This window comes from Planctomonas psychrotolerans, from assembly GCF_008642235.1.
In the GTDB taxonomy this organism is placed as follows: Bacteria; Actinomycetota; Actinomycetes; order Actinomycetales; family Microbacteriaceae; genus Planctomonas; species Planctomonas psychrotolerans.
This window is the reverse complement of record NZ_SJEV01000001.1, coordinates 878,027-898,188: the sequence shown is the minus strand read 5'-3', so window position 1 is coordinate 898,188 and position 20,162 is coordinate 878,027. Positions and strand designations below refer to the sequence as shown.

The 20,162-nt window shown below is 69.6% G+C and carries 21 protein-coding genes; 16 read left to right on the top strand and 5 right to left on the bottom strand.

Annotated features, from left to right (window positions below; genetic code table 11):
- From mmsB to EY822_RS03880, 5 genes are all read left to right on the top strand, one after another.
- Positions 1 to 1,194 (top strand): multiple monosaccharide ABC transporter permease, encoded by a 1,194-nt coding sequence (mmsB, locus tag EY822_RS03895; protein WP_150307073.1) that lies wholly within the window; start codon positions 1 to 3, stop codon positions 1,192 to 1,194.
- Between the two features lie 155 nt (positions 1,195 to 1,349).
- Complete coding sequence (locus EY822_RS15300) at positions 1,350 to 1,520, top strand: hypothetical protein (RefSeq protein ID WP_227497008.1); 171 nt, start codon at positions 1,350 to 1,352, stop codon at positions 1,518 to 1,520.
- Positions 1,521 to 1,663: 143 nt separating this feature from the next.
- Positions 1,664 to 2,224: a hypothetical protein gene (locus tag EY822_RS03890; RefSeq protein WP_150307072.1), complete on the top strand. Its 561-nt coding sequence runs from the start codon at positions 1,664 to 1,666 to the stop codon at positions 2,222 to 2,224.
- Complete coding sequence (locus EY822_RS03885) at positions 2,224 to 2,736, top strand: mycothiol transferase (RefSeq protein ID WP_150307071.1); 513 nt, start codon at positions 2,224 to 2,226, stop codon at positions 2,734 to 2,736. Before EY822_RS03890 ends, EY822_RS03885 begins: the two co-directional genes overlap by 1 nt.
- A 44-nt stretch (positions 2,737 to 2,780) precedes the next feature.
- The gene (locus EY822_RS03880; RefSeq protein WP_227497007.1) at positions 2,781 to 3,887 is read left to right on the top strand and encodes a glycerate kinase; all 1,107 of its coding nucleotides are present in this window, start codon (positions 2,781 to 2,783) and stop codon (positions 3,885 to 3,887) included.
- A 136-nt stretch (positions 3,888 to 4,023) separates the two neighbouring features.
- Here EY822_RS03880 and EY822_RS03875 read toward each other — a convergent pair whose 3' ends face one another.
- Both EY822_RS03875 and xylA read right to left on the bottom strand, forming a co-directional pair.
- Complete coding sequence (locus EY822_RS03875; protein WP_150307069.1) at positions 4,024 to 5,481, bottom strand: xylulokinase; 1,458 nt, start codon at positions 5,479 to 5,481, stop codon at positions 4,024 to 4,026.
- 76 nt (positions 5,482 to 5,557) lie between these two features.
- Positions 5,558 to 6,748 (bottom strand): xylose isomerase, encoded by a 1,191-nt coding sequence (gene xylA / locus EY822_RS03870; protein ID WP_150307068.1) that lies wholly within the window; start codon positions 6,746 to 6,748, stop codon positions 5,558 to 5,560.
- Between the two features lie 316 nt (positions 6,749 to 7,064).
- Here xylA and EY822_RS03865 point away from each other — a divergent pair, with 316 nt between their 5' ends.
- The 7 genes from EY822_RS03865 (at position 7,065) to EY822_RS03835 (ending at position 13,671) form a co-directional block, all read left to right on the top strand.
- Positions 7,065 to 8,207, top strand: a complete 1,143-nt coding sequence (locus EY822_RS03865; protein ID WP_150308746.1) for a Gfo/Idh/MocA family protein — start codon at positions 7,065 to 7,067, stop codon at positions 8,205 to 8,207.
- A gap of 50 nt (positions 8,208 to 8,257) precedes the next feature.
- Positions 8,258 to 9,262 carry a sugar phosphate isomerase/epimerase family protein gene (locus EY822_RS03860; RefSeq protein WP_150307067.1) on the top strand — a complete coding sequence of 335 codons (1,005 nt, stop codon included), beginning with the start codon at positions 8,258 to 8,260 and terminating at the stop codon, positions 9,260 to 9,262.
- Positions 9,263 to 9,303: 41 nt separating this feature from the next.
- Positions 9,304 to 10,527 (top strand): ROK family protein, encoded by a 1,224-nt coding sequence (locus EY822_RS03855; protein ID WP_150307066.1) that lies wholly within the window; start codon positions 9,304 to 9,306, stop codon positions 10,525 to 10,527.
- Positions 10,528 to 10,871: 344 nt separating this feature from the next.
- Positions 10,872 to 11,129 carry a BatC protein gene (locus EY822_RS03850; RefSeq protein ID WP_150307065.1) on the top strand — a complete coding sequence of 86 codons (258 nt, stop codon included), beginning with the start codon at positions 10,872 to 10,874 and terminating at the stop codon, positions 11,127 to 11,129.
- Positions 11,129 to 12,367, top strand: a complete 1,239-nt coding sequence (locus tag EY822_RS03845) for a cupin domain-containing protein (protein ID WP_150307064.1) — start codon at positions 11,129 to 11,131, stop codon at positions 12,365 to 12,367. Before EY822_RS03850 ends, EY822_RS03845 begins: the two co-directional genes overlap by 1 nt.
- Positions 12,364 to 13,266 (top strand): sucrase ferredoxin, encoded by a 903-nt coding sequence (locus EY822_RS03840; RefSeq protein ID WP_150307063.1) that lies wholly within the window; start codon positions 12,364 to 12,366, stop codon positions 13,264 to 13,266. Before EY822_RS03845 ends, EY822_RS03840 begins: the two co-directional genes overlap by 4 nt.
- A 132-nt stretch (positions 13,267 to 13,398) precedes the next feature.
- Positions 13,399 to 13,671, top strand: coding sequence for a hypothetical protein (locus tag EY822_RS03835; protein ID WP_150307062.1), 273 nt, complete (start codon positions 13,399 to 13,401; stop codon positions 13,669 to 13,671).
- A gap of 31 nt (positions 13,672 to 13,702) precedes the next feature.
- On the opposite strand, the gene EY822_RS03830 is transcribed toward EY822_RS03835, so the two are convergent.
- Positions 13,703 to 14,095, bottom strand: coding sequence for a fluoride efflux transporter FluC (locus EY822_RS03830; RefSeq protein ID WP_150307061.1), 393 nt, complete (start codon positions 14,093 to 14,095; stop codon positions 13,703 to 13,705).
- Positions 14,092 to 14,565, bottom strand: coding sequence for a CrcB family protein (locus EY822_RS03825; RefSeq protein ID WP_150307060.1), 474 nt, complete (start codon positions 14,563 to 14,565; stop codon positions 14,092 to 14,094). The genes EY822_RS03830 and EY822_RS03825 overlap by 4 nt, the downstream gene beginning before the upstream one ends.
- A 201-nt stretch (positions 14,566 to 14,766) precedes the next feature.
- Between EY822_RS03825 and EY822_RS03820 the strand changes: the two genes are divergently transcribed.
- On the top strand, positions 14,767 to 15,765 hold the full coding sequence (locus EY822_RS03820; RefSeq protein WP_150307059.1) for a Gfo/Idh/MocA family protein: 999 nt from the start codon (positions 14,767 to 14,769) through the stop codon (positions 15,763 to 15,765).
- Positions 15,766 to 15,832: 67 nt separating this feature from the next.
- Positions 15,833 to 16,861, top strand: coding sequence for a Gfo/Idh/MocA family protein (locus EY822_RS03815; protein WP_150307058.1), 1,029 nt, complete (start codon positions 15,833 to 15,835; stop codon positions 16,859 to 16,861).
- A 15-nt stretch (positions 16,862 to 16,876) separates the two neighbouring features.
- On the opposite strand, the gene EY822_RS03810 is transcribed toward EY822_RS03815, so the two are convergent.
- Positions 16,877 to 17,914 carry a LacI family DNA-binding transcriptional regulator gene (locus EY822_RS03810; protein WP_150307057.1) on the bottom strand — a complete coding sequence of 346 codons (1,038 nt, stop codon included), beginning with the start codon at positions 17,912 to 17,914 and terminating at the stop codon, positions 16,877 to 16,879.
- A gap of 302 nt (positions 17,915 to 18,216) precedes the next feature.
- On the opposite strand from EY822_RS03810, the gene EY822_RS03805 reads away from it, so the two are divergent.
- Positions 18,217 to 19,080: a carbohydrate ABC transporter permease gene (locus EY822_RS03805; protein WP_227497302.1), complete on the top strand. Its 864-nt coding sequence runs from the start codon at positions 18,217 to 18,219 to the stop codon at positions 19,078 to 19,080.
- Positions 19,080 to 20,027, top strand: coding sequence for a carbohydrate ABC transporter permease (locus EY822_RS03800; protein ID WP_150307055.1), 948 nt, complete (start codon positions 19,080 to 19,082; stop codon positions 20,025 to 20,027). Before EY822_RS03805 ends, EY822_RS03800 begins: the two co-directional genes overlap by 1 nt.
- The last annotated feature ends 135 nt before the right edge of the window (positions 20,028 to 20,162 follow it).

Sequence of the window (20,162 nt, the reverse complement as noted above, 5' to 3'; positions counted from 1 at the left end):
ATGGCCTCAATCAAAGACGTCGGGGGGTTCCTGGCGAGCCAGCTGCGCCAGATCGGCATCTTCGTCGCACTTCTCGTCATCGTGGTGCTCTTCCAGATCCTGACCGACGGTGCCCTGCTCCGCCCGGCGAACGTGTCGAACATCATCGTGCAGAACAGCTACATCCTGATCCTCGCCATCGGCATGGTGATGATCATCATCGCCGGGCACATCGACCTGTCGGTGGGATCCGTGGCGGCGTTCGTGGGAGCGATGACCGGCGTGATCGCGGTCGACTGGGGTCAGCCCTGGTGGGTCGCCATCCTCGCCGGACTCGTCATCGGAGCGCTGGTCGGGGCGTGGCAGGGATTCTGGGTGGCCTATATCGGCATTCCGGCGTTCATCGTGACGCTCGCGGGCATGCTGATATTCCGCGGTCTCACCCAGATCGTGCTCGGCAACCAGCAGATCACCCCGTTCCCCAACGAGTACCGCCAGCTCGGTAGCGGCACGCTCTTCCCGTCGGTGTTCCCCGCCTCCGTGGCGCCGTACGAGTGGATCACCGTCGGTCTCGGTGTGCTCGCGACCATCATGCTCGTGCTCCAGCAGGTGCGCGGACGGCGCGCGCGGGTGAAGCTCGACCTCGAGGACGAGCCGTTCGCGTGGTTCCTGACGAAGCTGCTGTTCACCGCCGTCCTCGTGCTCGGCGTCACCTACCTGCTGTCGCAGACCCGCGGAACGCCGATCGTGCTCGTGGTGCTCGGCGTGCTCGTGGTGGTCTACAGCGCGGTGATGAGCAACAGCGTCTTCGGTCGCCACATCTACGCTCGCGGCGGCAACCTGCACGCCGCTCAGCTGTCCGGCATCAACACCAAGCGCGTGGACTTCTACCTGTTCGTGAACATCGGCGTGCTCGCCGCACTCGCCGGCATCGTGTTCACCGGTCGTCTCAACTCGGCCGGTCCGGGCGCAGGAAACCTGTTCGAGCTCGACGCCATCGCGGCCTCGTTCATCGGTGGCGCTGCGGTCACCGGTGGTATCGGCACGGTGGTCGGCGCCATCACGGGTGGACTCATCGTCGGCGTGCTGAACAACGGCATGTCCCTGCTCGGGGTGAGCACGGACTACCAGCAGTTCATCAAGGGCCTGGTGCTGCTGCTCGCGGTGGCGTTCGACGTCTACAACAAGCGTCGCTCCTCGAGCGCGGCGCGCTGACACCCGCACCCATCGCAACGGAACGCCCCGGCCCTTTCGGCCGGGGCGTTTCGCGTGCGCGGCTCTCGACGGGTTCCCATCGAACGGGCGACTCCCTGATGAACACCGAGCGCAAGCCTCTGTGCAGCGCACGATGCGAAGCGTACGTTTCCCCCATGACGAACAATGAGGACCTGGTGGGCGGAAACGACATCGAGGAAGAGGACGCCGTCGGATCGGACGCGATCGACGAGGACGACGACCTCGAGCCCTCGTCTACCGGCTCCCAGATGGACAACGACGACGCCGAGACCGAAGAGGACACCGCCTCCGGCGGACCCGCCTGAGTTCCGGTGCAGCGACGGCGTTGAGGAACGCCACCCCGAACACGGCGTGATCGCACTCTCGGACCGAACCCTCCGAGCGAGCACGCCGCCCCAGTACGACCCCGGTGCGGGATCGTCTCGCCCGGACACAGAAGGAGTACACCGTGTCACAACGCAATACGCTCGTCCGCAGCATGCACGACGTCGGTTTGGCCGCCTGGTTCGGTGGGTCCCTGATGGGAGCCGTGGGCCTGAACGGCGGCACCGCCGCGGCCCGCGACCCGAAGGAGCGCCTGCGCCTCTCGTCGATCGGCTGGGCCAAGTGGGCACCGGTGCAGCTCGGCGCGATGGTGATCCATGGCATCGGCGGCATCGGTCTCATCCTCGGCAACAAGGAGCGCCTGAAGAACCAGCCCGAAAGCCGCACGAACACGAACGTCAAACTCGCGCTCACCGGTGCGGCCATCGCCACGTCGTTCTACTCGGGCCTCGTGGGCAAGAAGATGGCGGAGCACGCCGACGAGGGCGGGTCGGGAGTCACCGAGCCGTCGGCCACCTCGTCGAAGTCGCTGGCCAGCGCGCAGAAGCAGCAGAAGGTTCTGCAGTGGCTCATCCCGCTGTTCACCCTGGGCATGGTCATTCTCGCCGCACAGCAGGGCGAGCAGCAGCGACCGGTTGCCGGCTGGTTGCAGAACTCCAAGCTCGGCTGGCTCTCGCGCGGCTAGTGAGATCCGTCGACCTGCTCGGTGATGGTTTCGAGCGCATCCGGGACGTCGTGCGAGGCGTGACCTCGCAGGCGTCGCCGGATGTGCTCGGCTTTCGTCCCGATGCCGAGGCGAACACCGTCGCCTGGCTGATCTGGCACCTCAGCCGTGTGCAGGACAACCACATCGCCGAACTCGTGGGCGAGGACGAGGTATGGATCTCCGAGGCGTGGGTCGACCGGTTCGCGCTGCCGTTCGACCGGGACGCCACCGGCTACGGACAGGACCCCGACGAGGTGGCGGCCGTGCGGCCGGATGCCGAACTCCTCGCCGGGTATTACGACGCGGTGCACGAGCGCACCATGCGCTATCTGTCCGGGCTTCGCGACGAGGACTTCGACGCGGTGGTCGACCGGGCATGGGATCCGCCGGTGACGCTCGCAGTGCGCCTCATCAGCATCCTTTCCGACGACCTGCAGCACGCCGGGCAGGCGTCGTACGTTCGCGGTCTGGCGGAGCGCGCCCTCGGCTGACGAATCGGTTCGCGGCCGCGGAGCGCGTCTGCCACGCTGGGATCGTGGACAGCGCCGAAGTGCCCCAGCGAGTGGTTCTCGCCCCCGATTCGTTCAAGGGCAGTGCAGCAGCGACCGAGGTGGCGCGTGCCATCGCCCGGGGCTGGGCCGCGGTACGGCCGCAGGACCTCCTCCGACTCATGCCCATGGCGGACGGCGGGGAGGGCACGCTCGACGCCTTCGAGCTCGCCGTTCCCGGCTCGGTGCGGGTGCCGGTGCGCGTCACCGGGCCGGACGACCGGCCGGTCGACTCGAGCTGGCTGGCGCTACCCGACGGCACGGGCGTGGTCGAGCTCGCGTCGACCAGCGGCATCACCCTGCTCGACCCGCTGCGCCCGCTCGACGCGCACACCGAGGGATTCGGCGAGGCGATCGCGCACGCCCTCGACACCGGAGTGCGGCGCCTGCTCCTCGCCATCGGCGGCAGCTCGTCCACCGACGGCGGGGTCGGTGCTCTCTCGGCGCTCGGCGCACGGTTCCTCGACGCGGACGAGCATCCGATCGCGTCGGGCGGGCGCGGCCTCGCTTCGCTCCGCCGGGTGGACACGTCCCGGCTCCGGGCGCTTCCCCGTGGCGGGGTGCGCATCCTCAGCGACGTCATCAGCCCACTACTCGGTCCGAGCGGTGCCGCAGCGGTCTTCGGCCCGCAGAAGGGCGCAGACCCGGACACGGTCGCCGAACTGGAGGCGGGACTGGCAGTGCTGGCCCGTCAGCTGCGCGCGGATCCTGTTGCGCCCGGCACCGGTGCGGCGGGGGGAACGGGCTTCGGACTCCTCGCCTGGGGCGCCGCCATGGCGCCGGGTGCGGCCGCGGTCGGGGAGGCGCTCGGCCTGCCGGAGGTGCTCGCCGAGGCGGATGTGGCGATCACGGGGGAGGGCCGGTTCGACGCCCAGTCCTCGGAGGGCAAGGTGCCGAGCTACGTGGCGGAGCTCGGCGCCGCAGCGGGTGGTCGGGCGATGCTCGTCGCGGGCAGCATCGCTGCACCGACCGACGGCTTCGCCGCCGCTGTCTCCCTCGTGCAGGCGGCCGGTGGCCTCGACGCCGCGCTGGCGAACCCGCTGCGCTGGCTGGAGGAGGCCGGTCGCGCCCTCGCGCTGTCACACCGGCCCTGACCACCCACGGTCCCGGAGCCGCCCACGGTCCCTGAGCCGCCCACGGTCCCTGAGCCGCCCACGGTCCCTGAGCCTGTCGAAGGGACCCAACGCCCCCGACGAGCCCAGTGCCCGACGAGCTGAGGGACCGGACGGGTCAGCCGGCGTGCCGCGCGTACTGCTCGCGGATGACGGGTCGGGTGTCGGATTCGGGGGTCGCGACGATCTCCGTCGACCAGGTCGGCCGAGTGCCGGTGAGCGCCCACGCCGCCTGCACCGCCGCACCGTCGGCGACGTACTCGCCGGGCGCGGGGATCGCCACCGGCGAGTCGAACACCTGCGCCGCGATGTGCTGCACCGCGGCGTTCTGGGCCGCTCCGCCGATCAGCAGGATGCGCGTATCGCGCACTCCGAGTACGCGCACGGCGTCGAGCCCCGCGGCGAGGCCGCACAGCATCCCCTCGATGGCGGCGCGCGCCAGGTTGCCGCGAGTGGTCGACGCGATCGTCAACCCGTGCAGGCTGGCGGTGGCGTTCGGCAGGTTGGGCGTGCGCTCGCCCTCGAAGTAGGGCACGAGCACCGCGCCACCGGAGCCGGGCTCCGCCTCGAGCGCGAGTCGCGCGAACTCGTCGTGATCCACGCCGAGCACACCGCCGATGGAGGTGAGGATGCGCGCTGCGTTCAGGGTGGCGACGAGCGGCAGATAGAGCCCGCTCGCATCGGCGAAGCCCGCCACCGACCCGGTCTCGTCGGGGGTGAGGTCCTCGGCGACCGCGAACACGGTGCCGCTCGTGCCGATGGACACCACCACGTCGCCGGCTGCGGCACCGATGCCGAGTGCGGCGCCCGCGTTGTCTCCCGCGCCCACGCCGACGACCACGTCGGGCCGGTCGGGCAGGCTGCCCGCGCGGTCGGCATGGCCGAGCACCTTGGGCAGCAGCACCGCATCGGTGTCGTCCGCGACCGCACCCGCCTCGTTCCCGACCGCCTCGCGGCCCGGCCGTCCGAGCGCGAGGGCGAACAGGTCGAGGTCGTACTCGCCGCGCGCGGGGTTCCAGTACCCGGTGCCGCTCGCGTCGGAGCGGTCGGTGGTCAACTCCTCGAGCACGGGTCCGAGGGGGCTCTCCCCCTCCGGACCGTAGCCGCGAAGACGCCAGGTCAGCCAGTCGTGGGGGAGTGCGACCGCGGCGACGCGCGCGGCGTTGTCCGGTTCCGCGTCCCGCAGCCACCGCAGCTTCGTGGCGGTGAAGGATGCGACCGGAACCGATCCGCTGCGGCGGGCGTACGCGGCAGCACCGACCTCGTCGATCAGGTCGGCGGCCGCCTGCGCGCTCCGCGTGTCGTTCCACAGGAGCGCGTTCCGGATCACCCGTCCGGCCGAGTCGAGCACGACCATGCCGTGCTGCTGGCCGGCGATCGAGATCGCGGCCACATCGTCGATGCCTCCGGCGTCGCCGATCGCGGACTGCAGGGCGGTCAGCCAGGCGACCGGGTCGACCTCCGTGCCGTCGGGGTGGCTCGCGCGCCCCGATCGCACCAGGGCGCCGCTGTCCGCATCCCGGATGACGACCTTGCAGCTCTGGGTGGAGGAGTCGACCCCCGCGACGAGCGTCACCGCGCGCCGCCGAACTGCCCGCTCCGGCTCATCGGGCCGACGAAGGACCCACCGAGGTGGGCAGTTCGGCGGGACATCAGCGGGCGCCGAGCAGGTGCTCGAGGGCCAGCTGCTGCAGGCGGACGAAGCCGAAGCCCTTGCCGCCGAAGTACGCGCTCGCGTCGAAGTCCTCGTACGCGCTCGAGTCGGCGAGCAGGTCGTCGTAGCTTTCGCCGTCGTTCAGCGTGTTGGTGCGGATCTCGTCCACGCGCGACGCCGTGAGCGCCTCCTGCACCTCGGGGTCGGCGCGGAAGGCCGCGGCGCGCTCCTTGAGCAGCAGGTACATGCGCATGTTGGCGGCAGCGGAGTCCCAGACTCCGGTGATGTCCTCGGTGCGGCTCGGCTTGTAGTCGAAGTGGCGCGGACCGTCGTAGGCGGGGCCACCGTTCGGGCCGCCGTTCTCGAGCAGGTCGACGAGCGAGAACGCGTTCTGCAGGTCGCCGTGACCGAACACGAGGTCCTGGTCGTACTTGATGCCGCGCTGCCCGTTGAGATCGATGTGGTAGAGCTTGCCCTGGTACAGCGCCTGGGCGATGCCGTGGGTGAAGTTCAGCCCGGCCATCTGCTCGTGGCCGACCTCGGGGTTGATGCCGACGAGCTCGGGGCGCTCCAGCGTCTCGATGAACGCGAGGGCGTGGCCGAGCGTCGGCAGCAGGATGTCACCGCGCGGCTCGTTCGGCTTCGGCTCGATGGCGAAGCGGATGTCGTAGCCCTTGTCGGTCACGTAGTCGCCCATGAGGTTGACGGCCTCGCGGTAGCGCTCGAGGGCGCCCTGGATGTCCTTGGCCGCGTCGTACTCGCTGCCCTCACGGCCGCCCCACATGACGAACGTCTTCGCGCCGAGCTCGGCGGCGAGGTCGATGTTGCGGAGCACCTTGCGGAGTGCGAAGCGGCGCACGGCACGGTCGTTCGAGGTGAAACCGCCGTCCTTGAAGACGGGGGCGCTGAACAGGTTGGTCGTGACCATCGGCACGACGAGGCCGGTGTCGGACAGGGCCTGCTTGAGGCGGTCGATCTGCTTCTGGCGCTCGGCGTCGGTGGATCCGAAGGCGAAGAGGTCGTCGTCATGGAAGGTCAGGCCGTAGGCACCCAGTTCGCTGAGGCGAGTGACCGCCTCCACGACGTCGAGCTCGGGGCGGGTGGGGCCACCGAACGGGTCGGTGCCGTTGTAGCCGATGGTCCAGAGGCCGAAGGAGAACTTGTCCTCGCGAGTGGGTTGCACGCTCATCATCACTTCTTTCACGTCATTGGGACTCGATTTGTTGAAGGCTACAACATATTCTGGAAGGAGACCAGTGTCCCGGTCGGAACGCGGCTTCCGCGATCCGCACGGCCGGGTGCGGCTCTGTTATGTTGCAGGAAACGTCACCGTTGACGCGGACTCTCGTCGAGCACGGCTCACGCGAGGAACGTGCCGCGGAGGCCGTGCCCCGCCGTCCGGCGGAGGCGTGCTCCGCACCGACGTCCTCGTCGGTCCCGGACGAGCCACCGATACACGAAGAGAAGGAAAAGCCACCATGTCAGCCTCCCCACTGCGCGTCGGAATGATCGGATACGGCTTCATGGGAGCCGCGCATTCGCAAGGCTGGCGCGTCGCGCCCCGGTTCTTCGATCTGCCCGTTTCGCCCGAAATGACCCTCGTCGTCGGCCGCAATGCGGAGGCCGTGTCCGAGGCAGCCACCAAGTGGGGCTGGCAGGAGAGCGACACCGATTGGCGCCGCGCCATCGAACGCGACGACATCGACATCATCGACATCGTCACGCCCGGTGACTCGCACGCCGAGATCGCGATCGCGGCATTGGATGCCGGCAAGCACGTGATGTGCGAGAAGCCGCTGGCCAACACGGTCGAGGAGGCGCGCGCCATGGCAGAGGCCGCCGAGCGGGCCGCGGCCAAGGGCGTGTATGCGATGGTCGGATTCACCTACCGCCGGGTCCCGGCCGCCACCTTCGCCCGCGACCTCGTGGCCGCCGGCAAGATCGGCGAGATCCGCCAGGTGCGTGCCAACTATCTGCAGGACTGGCTGGTCGACCCCGAAGCGCCGCTCACGTGGCGCATGAAGAAGGAGCTCGCCGGCTCAGGGGCCCTCGGCGACATCGGCGCCCACGCCATCGACCTGGCCCAGTTCATCACCGGGCGTCGCCTCACCAGCGTGTCGGGCATCCTCGAGACGCTCGTGAAGGAGCGGCCCCTGCTCGCGGCGGGCCGGGGCCTGTCCGGCACGGCGTCGGAGGAGCGCGGCGAGGTCACCGTCGACGACCTGGCGCTGTTCACCGGCCGGTTCGAGGGCGGCGGCGTCGGTTCGTTCGAGGCCACGCGCTTCAGCACCGGGCGGAAGAATGCCCTGCGCATCGAGGTCTCCGGATCGAAGGGCGCGATCTCCTTCGACCTCGAGGACATGAACTCGCTCGACTACTACGACGCGACCGCGCCGGACACCGAGCTCGGCTTCAAGAAGATCTACGTGACCGAACCCGACCACCCCTACATGTCCGCCTGGTGGCCCACCGGTCACATGATCGGCTACGAGCACGGCTTCTCCCACCAGGCGAAGGACTTTTTGGAGGCCATCGCGGGCGGCACGCAGCCCACACCGTCGTTCGCCGACGGGCTCCAGGTGCAGCAGGTGCTGGACGCCGTCGAGGCCAGCTCCGACAACGGCAGCGCCTGGACCGCGACCAGCTGACCCGCTCCCCACGACATCCCGACCCCAACGAATCCACAGGAGGAACGACCATGGCACGTCCGATCACTCTCTTCACCGGCCAGTGGGCCGACCTCCCCTTCGAGGAGGTCGCGCGCCTCGCCTCCGAATGGGGATACGACGGACTCGAGATCGCCTGCTGGGGCGACCACCTCGACGTGAACCGCGGAGCGACCGACGACGACTACATCGCCGAGAAGCTCGCCCTGCTCGAGAAGTACAACCTCAAGGTGTGGGCGATCTCCAACCACCTGAAGGGCCAGGCGGTCTGCGACGATCCGATCGACCAGCGGCACCGCGACATCCTGCCCGACAGCGTCTGGGGCGACGGCGACCCGGAGGGCGTGCGGCAGCGTGCGGCCGAGGAGATGAAGAACACCGCACGCACGGCGGCCCGACTCGGCGTGAAGACCGTGATCGGTTTCACCGGGTCGTCCATCTGGAAGTACATCGCGATGTTCCCGCCCGTGTCGCAGGACCTGATCGACGCCGGCTACAAGGACTTCGCCGACCGCTGGAACCCGATCCTCGACGTCTTCGACGAGGTGGGGGTGCGCTTCGCCCACGAGGTGCACCCGAGTGAGATCGCCTACGACTACTGGAGCACCCACGCGGCGCTCGAGGCGATCGGCCACCGCGAGGCCTTCGGTCTCAACTGGGACCCGAGCCACTTCGTCTGGCAGAACCTCGACGCGGCCGACTTCATGTACGAGTTCCGCGACAAGATCTTCCACGTGGACTGCAAGGACGCCAAGCTCAACACCGGCAACGGGCGGAACGGCATTCTCGGTTCCCACCTCGCCTGGTCCGACCCGCGACGCGGCTGGGACTTCGTCTCGACCGGCCACGGCGACGTGCCGTGGGAGAAGTGCTTCCGCATGATGAACACCATCGGCTACGACGGCCCGATCTCCGTGGAGTGGGAGGATGCCGGTATGGACCGTCTGGTGGGAGCGCCGGAGGCCCTCGAGTTCGTGCGCAGCCTCGCGTTCGACCCGCCCACGGCGTCGTTCGACGCCGCGTTCAGCACTCGGTGACCAGCGCTCGCGTTGACTGACTCGACCGTCGGGGAAGGACCGTGACCGAGGCACGCCCGACCCCGGCGGGCACGGGTGCGAGTGGGGGCGCGGGTGATTCCGCGCGGCGCTCCAACCTCGCAACCGTGCTGTCGTTGGTGCACCACGACGGGCCGCACTCGCGGGCCGAACTCACCCGTGCCACCGGTCTCAACCGCTCCACGATCGCCACTCTTGCCACCCAGCTCGCCGAACTCGGTCTCGCCTACGAGGCCGCGCCGATGGGCAGCAACGCGATCGGCAGGCCGAGTCCGACCGTGCATGCGGATGCGAGCACGGCGGCGATCGCCATCAACCCCGAGATCGACGCCATCACGGTCGGACTGGTCGGGCTCGGCGGCGGCATGCTGCACCGGGTGCGGCACGAGACGCCCGCCATCCCCTCCGCGCGGGAGGTGGTCGACATCTCCGCCGCCATCGTCCACGACATCCGCTCGCGCCCCGGTGCACCGCGCATCGTCGGCGTCGGGGTGGCGGTGCCCGGGCTCACCCGCGCGGAGGACGGCATGGTCACCTACGCGCCGCACCTCGAGTGGAACGACGAACCCATCGCCCAGTTGCTGCGCGAGGCCACCGGCTTCCCGGTGCGCGCTGCGAACGACGCGAGCCTCGGCGCCAACGCCGAGAAGGTCTTCGGTGCGGGCCGCGGGGCGGACAACATCCTCTACCTGAACGGTGGTGCCAGCGGTATCGGAGGCGGCGTCATCAGCGGCGGAGCGCTGCTCACGGGTGCCGCGGGCTACGCCGGCGAGCTGGGCCACACACTCGTCTCGAGCGGTGGTGCCCTGTGTCACTGCGGGGCGAACGGGTGTCTCGAGACGGAGGTGTCGCGCGCGCCGCTGCTCGATGCGCTGGGCCTCGCGCCAGGCGAATCGGAGCGACTGGAGGACGAACTGGGAGCGGCGTACGCGTCGGATGCGCCGCCGGCCGCTCTCGCCCGGGTGGTGGATGCACAGGTCGGTTTTCTCGGCATCGCGCTGCGCAACGCCGTGAACCTGCTCAACCCGGGGGTCATCGTGCTGGGCGGCTTCCTCGGATTGCTCCACGCCGTGGCACCGGTGGCGCTCGACCGGGCGATGCGCGGTCAGGCCATGCGCGGCCCGCGTGATGACGTGCGCATCGAACGCGCGCGCCTCGGCCGCGACATCCTGATGGTGGGTGCGGCGGAACTCGCCTTCGCCGACATCCTCGCCAACCCGCGCGCCGTCGCCCCTCCCGTTCCCTGAGCCCACGGTCCCTGAGCCTGTCGAAGGGCTGTCCCTGAGCCCCACGGTCCCTGAGCCTGTCGAAGGGCGGTCCCTCAGCCACACGGTCCCTGAGCCTGTCGAAGGGCGGTCCCTGAGCCTGTCGAAGGGCGGTCCCTGAGCCTGTCGAAGGGACGTAACGTAACCTCCCTTCGAGGAGCTCAGGGAGCGTGAGGGAGCGTGCGGGTCGAAGGCGCGCGAGTGACGGAGCCTCCCTTCGACACGCTCAGGGGGCGCAGGCGGGCGGACCGGACACGCGACGGGGAGGCGAAGTACGCTGGGGAACGAGCGGCATACGACGTTCGGAACAACTTCGGAGGTTCAGCATGAGCATTAACGACGACGACATCACCACGAACATCTCCTCGAAGGACGAGGGCACCGCGGACGGCGGGGCGAACCCCGAGGGCCACGACGGCGGAGCAGACGGCACCGCCGACGCCGGTGAGGGCCTCGCCGACGGCGGCGCCAACGCCGACGGCCACGACGGCGGCGCCGACGGATCTGCCGATGCCGGCGAGGGCACCGCTGACGGCGGCGCGAACGCTGACGGCCACGACGGCGGCGCCGACGGTTCCGCTTGATGTCAGCACGTGACGAGCGCGGGTCGGTTCGCCGGCCCGCGCTCTCCCGTCTGGTCGGTGCCGCGGCCGACGACTTCGGTGCCAGGTACTGGTCCGTCGGGCCGCTCCTCAGCCGTTCCGACGAGCTCGGCGAGGACTTCTCCGATCTCTTCAGCGCGGACGCGGTGGATGAACTGGTCGCCGAACGGGCGATCCGCACACCGTTCGTGCGCATGGCGAACGAGGGCACCGTGCTCACGTCCTCCCGGTACACCGCCTCCGGCGGCTTCGGCGCGGAAATCGGCGACCAGCTGAGCTCGGAGAAGGTGCTCGAGGAGTACGCCGCGGGGTCGACCCTCGTGCTGCAGGGTCTCCACCGCACCTGGGAGCCGCTCGCCACCTTCACCCGCCAACTCGTCGCCGACCTGCGGCACCCGTGCCAGGTGAACGCCTACATCACTCCCGCCGCCTCGCGCGGCTTCGACCCCCACTACGACGTGCACGACGTCTTCGTCGTGCAGGTGCACGGCGAGAAGCACTGGACCATTCACGCGCCGGTGCATCAGGACCCGCTCTCCGACCAGCCGTGGACCGACCACCGCGATGCGGTCGCCACGCGGGCGCTCGAGCAGCCCGCCATCGATGCCACGCTCCGGCCGGGCGATGTGCTCTATCTTCCCCGGGGCTGGATCCACTCCGCGACCGCCCTCGGCGACACCTCCATCCACTTGACCCTCGGCGTGGCCGCCCTCACCCGCTACGAGATCGTCGAGCGCGTGCTCGCAGCGGCGGCGCAGGAACCGGGGCTCCGGCAGTCGCTGCCGCTCGGGTTCGACGCGTCGTCGCCGGAGCTCGAGTCGATCGTCGGGGACACGGTGCGCGCGCTGCAGCAGCAGCTGTCCGCCCCCGGCGACCTCGAGTCGACGGTGGCGCAGCGCCTCGACCGGCGGCTGAGGGACTCGATCCGACCGGAGCCGGTGCGCCCCCTGGCCACCATCGACGCGCTCGGGGCCATGATCGCATCGACCCGTGTGCAGTGGCGCGGCGGGCTCTCGGCTCGCGTGGAACAGGATGACTCGGGCGTGCGCATCGTGCTCGGCAGCAAGACGGTGAGCCTGCCGCTCGAGTGCGCGGCGGCTCTCGACCGCATCAGGGACGGTCGGATCGAACGCGCGGGGGAACTCGCCGACCTCGATGCCGATTCCTCACTGGTCGTGGCCCGCCGACTCGTGCGCGAGGGCGTGCTGGTGGTGCGATGACCCCGTCGAGTGAGGGCTGGCGTCCCTGCAGCGACCGCTCCGAGGAACGCCAGGATCCGCTGACCGGCACCGCCGGTTATGGCGAGCGCTGGTTCCTCGTGGAGATCGATGGCGCCTGGGGGACGCACGCGTTCCTGCAGTCCCGGCTCGACCCGGCGCTCGGCCGCCGTCTCGTTCGCCGTGTGGAGGGTGAGGGGATGCGTCCGCTCGCCATCCGGCGCACCGGTCGCCGTGCCGATGAGCGCCGTCACCAGTCGCGCTGGCGCTGGGCCTACGTCGACGCGCGGCCCGGGCGCGAGGAGGTGCGGTGGGGCTCCGTCGACGATCCGGAGAAGCTGCTCGAGGTTCCGCTCGACGGAACCGCGGGGGAGCCGTCCACGCAGCCGGTCGTGTGCGTCTGCACCCACGCACGTCACGACCAGTGCTGCGCCGTGAAGGGTCGCCCTGTGGTGTCCGCCCTCGCCAAGGCGCTGCCCGAACACACGTGGGAGTGCTCGCACCTCGGCGGTGACCGCTTCGCGGCCACCATGATCGTCTTCCCCCACGGGTTGTACTACGGCAGGGTTCTGCCCGAGCATGCGGAGGACGTGGTCGACCGCAGCCGCACCGGCACGATCGACGCCCGCTACTTCCGCGGCCGCAGCGCTCTGCCCAATGTGGTGCAGGCCGCCCAGGGTTACGCGCGAAGCGCGTCCCACGACTACCGCATCGACAGCTTCCACCCGGTCAGCTCCAGCAAGGACGGGGACCTGTGGACGGTGGTTCTCGATCACGACGGAACCGCCGTCACGGTATGCCTCGCCGAATCGCTCTCGGAGCCGATGCTCAGCACCTGCTCCGCCTCCCGGGCTGCGCCGGTGCGTCAGTTCGTTCTCACCTCGATCGCAACCGCCGCCTGAGATCCGACCGCTGAGCTCCGACCGCTGAGCTCCGTCCCCAAAGTGCCGGATGCGCAACCCGGTGCGCTCCCTCCCGGGCGGGGAGTAACGTTGCGCCGAGCGAGAGGAGACGCCGTGGCGGGAAATGGTCGAATGTCCAGCAAGGTCGAGGGGATCGCCGTCTGGTCCGCACTCTCCCTGGCAGCACTGTCCACCGGCCTGCTCGTGGCCGTCACCGCCCGACTGGTCGCGCTGACGAGAAGCGTGGCGGCCCAGCTCCCGCCGGAGTCGCGGGAACGGACGGGAACCGTGGGCGTCACGCCCATCCTCGGGCCCGCGACCGGCCGACCGTACGCGGCACCCGTGCCGGCCGAGGACCGTCACAGCCCGCCGACCGGCACGGTGAAGATCTACCCGCCCGCCTGAGCGAACTCGAGTGCCGCGCGGGGCGCTTCCGTCACGGGAGTGCGGATGCCCCGATCGCGCCGAGCCAGAGTCCGAGGGCTCCCGCGCCCATCCCCGCGATCAGCATTCCGACGCTGCTGCCCAGGGCGAGGCCGTACCGCCGGTCCGTCATCAACCGCACCGTCTCCACGCTCGCGGTGCTGAAGGTCGTGTAGCCGCCGAGCAGCCCGGTGCCGAGCACGAGTCCCCATCCGGCGGGCAGCGCCTGGCCGATCACCGCCGTCACGACGAGTCCCAGGAGGAACGAGCCGGTCACGTTGATGAGCAGGGTGCCGACCGGGAACCGGGTGCGGATGCGCGACCGCACGAGAGCGTCGACGAACAGCCGGCAGGCCGCGCCGAGTCCGCCGGCCACCGCGATGCCCGCGAACAGGAGCGGCGTCATCGTTGCGAACCGGCAGTGACGTTGCGGGAACGGCGGTGGCGCGCCGCGGCGCCCGCCAGGATGCCGAGGAAGGCGGCCAACGCGCCGAGCGCGAGCGTGCCCACCGCGTAGATGACCGACAGGCCGGGCTGCCCCGCGGCGAGGAGCAGGTTCGCGTCGACGGCCAGTGCGCTGTAGGTGGTGAAGCCTCCGAGCAGTCCCGTGCCGAGCAGGAGTCCGAGGTCGGCCGACCGTGCGTCTCCGTCCCGCGAGCAGGTCAGGACTTCCAGCAGCAGCCCGAGCAGGAACGCCCCCGACACGTTGATGCCCGCCGTGGCGACGGGCACGCCGGCGAGCGGCGGCACGGTCAGGGCGACCGCCTCGCGCAGGGCGGTGCCGACGGTCCCGCCGAGAGCCACGAGAGCGAGCGACCGCCATCCGGGCAGGGCGCCCGTTCCGGCCGGGCGGCCGGACTCGGACGTGGGGGTCATGTCGTGCCTCGCTTCGGGCCGGTGTGCAGCGGCAAGTGTGTCATGGCGCCCGATTCGCACACAACCGCGTCCCGCAGGGCGGCCCGGTCGAACGCGCCGCGCCGGAGTAGTGGCGCTACCCGAGAAGCAGAAGTTATGGTTGCACACCCTCTTCTGACAACGTTCCCACATCGGTCCCGAACCGGGAAAGAAGCGCCCCTCATGCCCCGTCCCCTCTCCGTCGCACTCCTCGGTTTCTGGCACGTGCACGCCGGTGACTACGCGCGCTCCGTGCTGGCGCATCCCGACACCGAGCTCGTGGCGGCCTGGGACCCGGATGCCGACCGGGGCCGCGCCGGAGCCGCCGAGTTCGACGTGCCCTTCGAGGCCGATCTGGATGCCCTGCTCGCCCGGGACGACCTCGACGCCGTGGTCGTCACGACGTCGACCGACCAGCACCCCGACGTGCTGATGCGCGCGGCCGCAGCCGGCAAGCACATCTTCACGGAGAAGCTGCTCGCGGGAACGGTAGCCGAGGCCGAGAGCATCCTGCACGAGGCCGAGCGCCGCGACGTGAAGGTCGTCGTCTCCCTGCCGCGCCTCGCGGAGCCCATCCCGCTTGCGGTGAAGCGCATTCTCGACGGCGGATCGCTCGGCGACATCACCTACACGCGGGTGCGGCTGGCGCACGACGGCTGGGCGCACGACTGGCTCCCGGAGCGCTTCGGCAACCGCGCCGAGGCGCTGGGCGGCGCGCTCGCCGATCTGGGCTGTCATCCGGCCTACCTCACCCAGCTGTTCCTCGGGTCGCATCCGTCGACCGTGAGCGCGAGCTACACCGCCTCGAGCGGACGGGCCGTGGAGGACAACGCCGTGGTGACGACCACCTACCCCTCCGGCGCCCTCGGCGTCTTCGAGGCGAGTTTCGTGACCACGCCCGGGGCATTCTCGATCGAGGTCCGCGGCACCGAGGGCAGTCTCCTGCACGGATTCGGGAACGACGACCTGCGCGCGAAAGGGACCGCATTCCCGGGGAACGACTGGAGCGTGGTCGACGAGCCGGAGGCGGCACCCGAGCCGTTCGCGGTGTGGGTCGACGCCATCCGCACCGGCACGGTCGCCACCGAGAACCTGCGGGCGGCGGTCGAGCTCACCCGACTCGTCGCCGCCGCGAACGAATCCGCGGAACAGGGTGTCGTCGTCCGCTATCCCGCGCCCTGAGCGCCCGTCCGCCGGCTCCCGGCCCCAACCATCTCCTCGCAGCACCACCCAACGGAAGAAGATCCCCATGTCCGACTCACCCGTCCGCATCGGCCTGATCGGAGCCGGCGGTATCGCCACCGCCCACGTGGCCGGCTACCGACTCAACACCGACACGATCGTGCTCGCGGCGGTCGCCGATCCGGTCGCCGAGTCGGCCGAGCAACGCGCCGCTGAATTCGGTGCGGCCGTGTTCGCCGACTACGCCACCATGCTCGCCGAGGCCGACATCGATGCGGTGGACATCTGCCTGCCGCACCATCTGCACAGGGACGCGATCGTGGCCGCCGCCCGCGCCGGGAAGCACGTGCTCTGCGAGAAGCCGCTGTGTCTGACCGTGGAGGAGGCACGCGAGGTCACCGACGCGGTGGAGGCGTCGGGCATCACGGTGATGTGCGCCCACAATCAACTGTTCCTGCCGGCCGTCGCCAAGGCGAAGGAACTGCTCGACTCCGGTCTCCTCGGCACCGTCTACGAGGTGCGCACGACCGACAGCTTCTTCAACGACTTCAATCCGGACACGATGGGCTGGCGCGCGCACGCGAAGACCAGCGGGGGAGGGGAGCTCATCGACACCGGTTACCACCCGACGTACCTGCTGCTCCACCTCGCCGGGGGTGTGCCGGTGGAAACCACCGCGATGCTGAGCACGCATCGCCTCACCTTCATGGAGGGCGAGGACTCCGCCCAGGTGCTGGTGCGCTTCGACAACGGCGTGCTCGGCAGCATCGTCACGAGTTGGGCCTACGCCGCCTCCGACACCACCGAGCGCTTCTCGGTCGTGGGAGAGCTCGGTTCGCTCTTCAGCGACGGCACCACCCTCAGCTATTCCCTTCGGGACGGCCGCGCCGAGGTGCTGTCCTTCGACCCGGTGCACGAGTTCGCCGCCGAGATCGGCCATTTCGCCGACAGCATCCGCAACGGCACGCGACCGCTGCACAGCCATAAGGAGGGGATCGAGGTGCTCGGCATCATCCTGGGTGCGTACGAGTCGGCTCGGAGCAAGCGCACCGTACCGGTGATGAGGGCGAGCGATCACCCGGCTCTCGCCGGCTGAGGAACCGGGGGCGGTTCAGGCCGGACGGGGTGCGGACGTGGAGCCGCGGGGGAGGATCTGCGCCTCGAGCACCGTGGTCGTCGCGGCGGCGTCCGGGTCCTCGATGCGATCGAGCAGCCGGTCCATCGCCGCCTCACCGAGCGCGACCGCGTCCTGCGCGATGGCCGTCACGCCGGGGCTGACCATGCTCATCCACTGGGCGTCATCGAACGAGACGATGCTGAGGTCGTCGGGGATGCGCAGCCCTAGATCGCTCGCGGCGCGCCACACCCCCTCCGCGAGGAGGTTGTTCGCCGCGAACACTGCGGTCGGCGCATCGCGGCGGGTGAGGATCCCGACGGCGGCCTTCCGGGCCCCGCCCACATCCCAGCCCGCGGACACGACGAGCGAGGGGTCGTCGGGGATGCCGGAATCGGCCAGCGACCGCGTGTACCCGGCGAACCGCTCGCTCCCGGTGGTCCAGTCGGTCTCGTCGATCAAGAGCGCGATGCGCCGGTGGCCGAGCGCGATGAGGTGATCGGTCATGCGGCGCGCGACGCTCGCGTTGTCGATGACGACGGCATCGCACGCGCCGGCGGAGAATCGGCGGTCGACCTCCACCACCGGAATGCGCTGGCGGAGCAGATATGTCGAGACGTCCGCGGACAGCGGTGTGACGATCACGCCGGCCGCGCGCGTGGCCACGAACGCCTGCGCGGCATGCAGCTCCTGATCGAGAAGGCCCTGGTCGTCGACGAGCATCATGGTGTACCCGCGACTGCGCGCCCGCCCGGCGATACCGGCGGCGAGGTCGGCATAGAAGGTGTTGCGCAGGTCCGACACCAGTACCCCGACCGATCTGCTCACTTGCTTGCGCAGGCTGCGCGCCATCGCGTGCGGAACGTAGCCCAGCTCGTCGGCCGCGGCGACGATACGGTCGCGGGCGGCGGCGGCCACGTAGCCCTCCCCGCTGAGGGCCCGGGAGGTCGTGGACTGGGACACACCGGCGGCGCGGGCCACGTCTTTCAAAGTCGCTCGCCGGGGCGGAGTCGAGCGCGGGAAAGTCTCCTCCATGCCGTTACCTCCACGACGCCGAGTCGGACGCTGTTGTCCTTGCCTTAGCCGAAGTGTCGGCCTATAGTCGCCACTGTATGACAACGATGCCATACCTAGGAAACTGTTCGGCTCCTCTGAAGGGGTAGTTGTGAGAATGACGAACCCGGCAGCGGCGCTATCCCGCACGGAGGCCAGCGATGACCACTGACGCCATACGCGACGCCGCTCCGCTCGCGTCGCACCCCGGCAAGAAGAAGGGGGGAGCGGGCAAGCCCCGGCAGAAGGTCAAGTACAACCGTCGCGAGGCGATCGCCGGGTACATGTTCATCGCCCCCTGGATCATCGGCTTCATGGTCTTCACCTTCGGCGCGATGATCTTCAGCCTCTACATCTCGTTCAGCAACTACCGCCTGGTCACGAACACCGCGACGCCGGCCGGCGTCGCCAACTACGCGGAACTGTTCGACGACCCCAAGGTCATGGTGTCGCTGTCGAACACGCTGTTCTACGCCACCCTCGCGGTTCCGCTCGAGATCGCCTTCGCTCTCGTCCTGGCGATGCTTCTCAACCGCGTGGGCCGGGGTGCCGGCTTCTTCCGCACGGTGTATTACCTGCCGAAGATGACGCCCTCCGTCGCGACCGCCGCGGTGTTTCTCCTGCTGCTCAACGGCAACACCGGCGCCATCAACGAGGGCCTCGCCCTCATCGGCATCCAGGGGCCGCAGTGGCTCGTCGACCCCGACTGGGTCAAACCCTCCATCGTGCTGATGACCCTGTGGGGGGTCAGCGGCACCATGATCATCTTCCTGGCGGCGTTGAAGAACGTGCCGCGCGACCTCTACGAGGTGGCGTCGCTCGACGGTGCAGGCCCGGTGCGGCAGTTCCGCACCATCACCATCCCGATGATCTCCGGGGCGATCTTCTTCAACGTGATCGTGCTCACCATCGCCGCCCTGCAGACGTTCGACCAGGCGTACCTGCTCTTCTGGCGCGACCAGTCCAACGCCTCGCCCGAGTCCTCGCTGTTCTACGCGGTGTACCTCTACATCCAGGCGTTCCGTCAGTTCAACTTCGGCGTCGCTGCGGCGATGGCCTGGCTGCTCTTCATGATCATCATGATCATCACGTTCGTGCAGGTGAAGTTCGGTAACCGGTTCGTCTACTACGAAGGAGACAAGGACTGATGGCAGTCACTTCGTCGGCCCCCGCGGCCGTGGGCGTCAAGAACCGCGAGAACGGTGTGCAGAAGGTGCGCACCACCGATCCGGTCAAGAACCGCTGGTACAAGCCGAAGAGCATCGTGGCGCGCATCGTGCTGTGGGTCGTGCTCGTGGGCTTCGCGATCCTCTTTATGTATCCGTTCGCCTGGCTCCTGGCGGCGAGCCTCAAGCCCCGCGGCCAAGTCTTCGACAACGCGTTGATCCCGGACACGGTGCTGTTCAGCAACTACCTCGAGGTCTGGGACCAGCTCCCGCTCATCAGCTGGATGTTCAACAGCATCGCCATCGCGTTCCTCGCCGCGGGCGCGGTGGCGATCTCGAGCTCCGTCGTCGCGTTCGGCTTCGCGTACTTCAAGTTCCCGGGACGCAACTTGCTCTTCGGCCTCGTGCTCGCGACGATGATGCTGCCCGGCGCGGTGACGCTCATCCCGCAGTACCTGATCTGGAAGCAGATCGGCCTGCTGGGCACCTGGGTGCCGCTCTGGGGTATGAACCTCTTCGGCTCCGCGTTCTACATCTTCCTCCAGCGCCAGTTCTTCCTCGGGCTGCCGCGCGAGCTGTTCGAGGCGGCGCGGATCGACGGCTGCACCTACTGGGGAATGTTCCGGCGCATCGCGATGCCGCTCTCCATCCCGTCGTTCATCATCGTGTTCATCTTCGAGCTGCAGGCCAGCTGGAACAATCTCCAGGCCGCCCTCATTTACCTCAACGCCGGTAGCGTCGAGGACTTCACCGCCCCGCTCGGCATCGCCTACGCGATGACCAAGTACAGCCCGTCCGCGGGTGGCCAGGGCGACTATCAGTACGTGATGGTGGCGTCGCTCGTAATCACGCTGCCGATGCTGTTGATCTTCGCGTTCGGGCAACGGTTCTTCATCGAGGGGATCGCGACCCAGGGACGCAAGGGCTGATCAGCCGAACCCGCGTCGGCCCCTCAGGCCGGACCGGCTGAGCGATGAAGCGGCGGACGCCTCAGGGCGTCCGCCGCTTCATCGTTCTCGGCTGCGACGGTCGGGGCGACCCGGGGCCGCCGGGCGAGATGGTTC

Bases quoted from the DNA above. Each gene is read 5' to 3' on its own strand.
- EY822_RS03840 (WP_150307063.1), top strand. From the start codon at position 12,364: ATGACCCCGTCGAGTGAGGGCTGGCGTCCCTGCAGCGACCGCTCCGAG.
- xylA (WP_150307068.1), bottom strand. From the start codon at position 6,748: ATGAGCGTGCAACCCACTCGCGAGGACAAGTTCTCCTTCGGCCTCTGG.
- EY822_RS03860 (WP_150307067.1), top strand. From the start codon at position 8,258: ATGGCACGTCCGATCACTCTCTTCACCGGCCAGTGGGCCGACCTCCCC.
- EY822_RS03830 (WP_150307061.1), bottom strand. From the start codon at position 14,095: ATGACGCCGCTCCTGTTCGCGGGCATCGCGGTGGCCGGCGGACTCGGC.
- EY822_RS03810 (WP_150307057.1), bottom strand. From the start codon at position 17,914: ATGGAGGAGACTTTCCCGCGCTCGACTCCGCCCCGGCGAGCGACTTTG.
- EY822_RS03820 (WP_150307059.1), top strand. From the start codon at position 14,767: ATGCCCCGTCCCCTCTCCGTCGCACTCCTCGGTTTCTGGCACGTGCAC.
- EY822_RS03800 (WP_150307055.1), top strand. From the start codon at position 19,080: ATGGCAGTCACTTCGTCGGCCCCCGCGGCCGTGGGCGTCAAGAACCGC.
- mmsB (WP_150307073.1), top strand. From the start codon at position 1: ATGGCCTCAATCAAAGACGTCGGGGGGTTCCTGGCGAGCCAGCTGCGC.
- EY822_RS15300 (WP_227497008.1), top strand. From the start codon at position 1,350: ATGACGAACAATGAGGACCTGGTGGGCGGAAACGACATCGAGGAAGAG.
- EY822_RS03805 (WP_227497302.1), top strand. From the start codon at position 18,217: ATGTTCATCGCCCCCTGGATCATCGGCTTCATGGTCTTCACCTTCGGC.
- EY822_RS03835 (WP_150307062.1), top strand. From the start codon at position 13,399: ATGTCCAGCAAGGTCGAGGGGATCGCCGTCTGGTCCGCACTCTCCCTG.
- EY822_RS03845 (WP_150307064.1), top strand. From the start codon at position 11,129: ATGTCAGCACGTGACGAGCGCGGGTCGGTTCGCCGGCCCGCGCTCTCC.
- EY822_RS03825 (WP_150307060.1), bottom strand. From the start codon at position 14,565: ATGACCCCCACGTCCGAGTCCGGCCGCCCGGCCGGAACGGGCGCCCTG.
- EY822_RS03815 (WP_150307058.1), top strand. From the start codon at position 15,833: ATGTCCGACTCACCCGTCCGCATCGGCCTGATCGGAGCCGGCGGTATC.
- EY822_RS03865 (WP_150308746.1), top strand. From the start codon at position 7,065: ATGATCGGATACGGCTTCATGGGAGCCGCGCATTCGCAAGGCTGGCGC.
- EY822_RS03850 (WP_150307065.1), top strand. From the start codon at position 10,872: ATGAGCATTAACGACGACGACATCACCACGAACATCTCCTCGAAGGAC.